Raw genomic sequence first — 3,559 nt, forward strand, 5'->3', positions numbered from 1 at the left:
GCAGCATTCCCTTCCTCGCCGCCCGCGACTGGCTGTGCGGCAAGGAAACCGCAACTCGCAAGGCGCCGCGCCTGCGGGAGGGCAAGCGCGCCTGGGTGTGGAGCTACCTGGATGGCAGCTGGCGCCGGGCCGAGCGCAAGGACCTCTACCCCGGCCAGACGGTGCTGGTTGCCGCGTCGAGCGGCGGCTACGATAGGGAGCTCGGCTGGACCGGTGGTGACGGCGTCGTGCCACCCGTCCCGGTCGCGTTGCCCAGTGCGGAGGAACAGGCCGACGCCAGCGAAGACGACGAAAGCCTGAGCGCCGTGCCGGTCTGGCAGACCATCGCCGTACACGGTGCCCAGGTGGCCGCCGAGGCCGAAGCGACCGCATGCCGGGTGGGGCTTGATTACGCCGCGCTCTTGCATCTCGCCGGCCGCTGGCACGACGCCGGCAAGGCGCTCGCGCCGTTTCAGCATTCCATGGTGGGTCCCGGGCGTCCGGCCCGGGATGACCTTGCCAAGGCCCCGTCATCCGCATGGCTGCCGCCGAATCGGCTTTACCCGGACCCGCCCCACCCGCGCCGCCGCGGTCTGCGTCACGAGCTGGCCAGCACGCTGGCGCTGTTCGCCGTGCTGATGCGGCACCGGCCGGACCACCCGGCCCTGCTTGGGCCCTGGAAGGAGTGGCTGCAGGCCGCCGGCAGGCCGCTCACCATCGCGCCGCCGGCGGACGATCCACCGAACGCACTGGAGCAGGAAATCCTCGCTTTGGATGCCCACGCCTTCGACCTGCTGGCGTATCTGGTTTGCAGCCACCATGGCAAGGTGCGCATGGCCTGGCATGCCGCACCGGCCGACCAGCAGGCCACCGAGAGCGGGCTGCGCATTCGCGGCATACGTGATGGCGAAACCCTGCCGGCGCTCACGCTCGCCACCGCGCAGGGTGAATACCTGACCCTGCCGCCGAGCCAGCTGCATCTGGATGCCGCCGGCGTGGGCCTGAATCCGCGCACCGGCCGCGGCTGGACCGAGCGCGTGCTCGACTTGCTCGAACGCCACGGCCCCTTCGCGCTCGCCTACCTGGAAGCCCTGCTGCGCGCGGCCGATTGGCGCGCCTCGCGCAGCCCCGTGCCGGACCCGTTCATCGCGGGCAATGGCGACGCGACGCCGACCGACACCGACCCCGCGCTGACCACAGCAGCCCATGGAGACCTCGCATGATCGTCCATCACCTCGACGGCTGCGCCCCGACACCGCTGGCGCATTATCTGAAAGCGCTCGGCATCTTGCGCGTGGTGGCCGAGCAACTCGACCCCAAGGCGCGCGGCTGGTGGGAGGGCGAGCGGTTTTTGTTGGCGAGCGAAAAGGATGAGGGGGAGCTGGTGGAGTTCTTTTTGCAAAGTTATGCGCCGACACCAATTATCAACCCCTGGGGAGCTCGCTCCGGATTCTATTCTGGGTCAAACGAAAAAACATCCCGGACGTTCCTAGAGCGAATTGCAAATTCGAGTGACAAACGCTTTGATGCATTTCGCAAAGTCATAGGCCTTGCGCGCGAAGACATTTCGAGAATAACTGGCGGAAAAAAGCCTGACGATTCAGATAGAAATGCCAAAAAGAATTTGATTCTGGGTTTGAAGCGGGATTTGCGTCTAGGTTCTGATGCATGGCTGGAGGCAGTTATCGCAATCGTGGATGTCAGTGACAAGGGTCTTGAGCAACCCGCAATCTTCGGTACGGGCGGCAACGAAGGCAGCGGCAGTTATACCGCAGCATTCATGAAAGCAGTATACGAATGTCTCATCGATCACTCTTGGGACCGGCAAATCAGATACGCATTGTACGGAGGCGATGTATCCAGCGACGGGCTTTGGTCGGAGTCTTTTGGTCAATTTCTGCCCTCGGGTATGGGTGGTGCATGGGACCTGCTTCTCGCATTCGAGGGTGCCTGCGCTGTCCGATCGTCAGTGGTGAAGCGTAGCGAAAGCATCGGAGGACGCTGGTTATCCTCACCATTCTTTGTCGCGCCTGTGTCGTCGGGATTTTCCAGCTCGGCTCGCTCGGATGAGTTTTTGCTCAAGCAAGGCAAAGAGCTACCCGGCCGGGGTGAGCAGTGGTTCCCGCTTTGGTCGGCGCCGATTACTGCGAAGGAGCTGCAGAATGTTTTCCGGCAAGGCCAAGCCGCAATTAGCCGTAGACGCGCTAGCGACGGATTTTCCATGGCAAAAGCCATCGCGACTCTAGGTGTGTCGCGAGGTATTAATCAGTTCGTGCGTTATGGTTATTTGCAGAGAAATAATCAGGCAACGCATTTCGCCGTCCCGCTGGGTCGATTCGTAGTGCCGGACCGGATCGCGCCGGCGCTGGCCTGTCTGGACGACCTCGATGCCTGGCTGGTGCGGCTGCGGCGTGAAGCTCGTGGAGACAAGGTGCCTGCCCGTTTCACTCTGGCCGAACGATGCCTCGCCGATGCGCTGTTCGCCCTCACCCAGCATCCCGACGAAGCGCCACGCTGGCAACTGGTGCTGGAGCGACTGGCCGATATCGAGGCGATCCAGATCCATGGTGTCGGCGTCAAGGCGGGGCCGATTCCGCGTCTGCGCGCGCAGTGGCTCGAGGCTGCGGACGACGGCAGCGCGGAATTTCGCCTGGCAGCTGCATTTGCGTTGCAATGCGGTGATGCCAGCCATCCCACCCATGACGGCCTACGGCGGCATTGGCTCACCCTGAGCAAAGGCCGCTTCAAGACCACCGGCACCGGCGGCGCACAACGCCTTGCGCCGGATGCCGATCGCGTGATGCAGGGGCGTAGTGGCGAGGCGGACGCGCTGGCCGTGCTGTCGCGTCGCCTGGTCGAGGCCGCGCAGCGCGGCGAGCGCCGGTTGCCGCTCGAACCGGGCTTCGGCATGTCTGCCAGCCGGCACGATCTCGCCCGTCTGCTGGCGGGCGCGGTGGATATCGACCGTTGCCTGCAACTGGCACGCGCGCTGATGGCGCTCGACCGGCAAGACCTTGCAGTGCACCGGCCAAGGCTGACGCCCGCCACACCGGCCGACTGGCCGGACGATGCCTGGTTGGCGATTCGCCTGGCCCTGTTGCCGCGGCCGTTGCCGGATGGACGCCATGCCGGCGTCGATCCGGCCATCGTGCGCCGCCTCGAAGCCGGTGATGCGGCATCCGCCGTGGCGATCGCCACCCGTCGGCTGCGCGCGGCCGACATCCCCTGCGCCGTACGTGTCGCAGCCACCACGCCCGAACTCGCGCGTCGCTACGCCGTGGCGCTCGCCTTCCCCATCAGCCGCCGCGCGGCGGCGCAATTTGTCCAACGCCTGTCACCGTTCGCCAACCAGGAGCACGCCGCATGAATCTCGACCTCGACCCCATCGCCAACGTACCGCGCCTGCTGTTCGAGGTGCCCTTGCGCCCGCTGCAGGGGCAGCGCTTTCAGCCAACCGGTTTTCCGGGTCTAGGCGCCGCCACGTTTCAAACCGCCAGCGGCCAGAGTCTGCTGGTAGAAAGCGCGCAGAGCATGGCCAACCGGCTCGAGCTGACCGTTTGGGATGCCGCCAACAACGACC

3 protein-coding genes are annotated in these 3,559 nt (G+C 65.4%); all 3 read left to right on the forward strand.

Annotation, left to right across the window (positions count from 1 at the left end; translation table 11 throughout):
* On the forward strand, window positions 1-1,202 hold a 1,202-nt coding region (locus PHC73_RS12560; RefSeq protein WP_300128826.1), incomplete at its 5' end, for an HD domain-containing protein.
* Window positions 1,199-3,346: a type I-U CRISPR-associated protein Csx17 gene (csx17, locus tag PHC73_RS12565; RefSeq protein WP_300128829.1), complete on the forward strand. Its 2,148-nt coding sequence runs from the start codon at window positions 1,199-1,201 to the stop codon at window positions 3,344-3,346. The genes PHC73_RS12560 and csx17, both read left to right, overlap by 4 nt.
* On the forward strand, window positions 3,343-3,559 hold a 217-nt coding region (locus PHC73_RS12570; RefSeq protein ID WP_300128832.1), incomplete at its 3' end, for a type I-U CRISPR-associated protein Cas7. The genes csx17 and PHC73_RS12570, both read left to right, overlap by 4 nt.

Source organism: Immundisolibacter sp., assembly GCF_028696615.1.
Classification (GTDB): Bacteria; Pseudomonadota; Gammaproteobacteria; order Immundisolibacterales; family Immundisolibacteraceae; genus Immundisolibacter.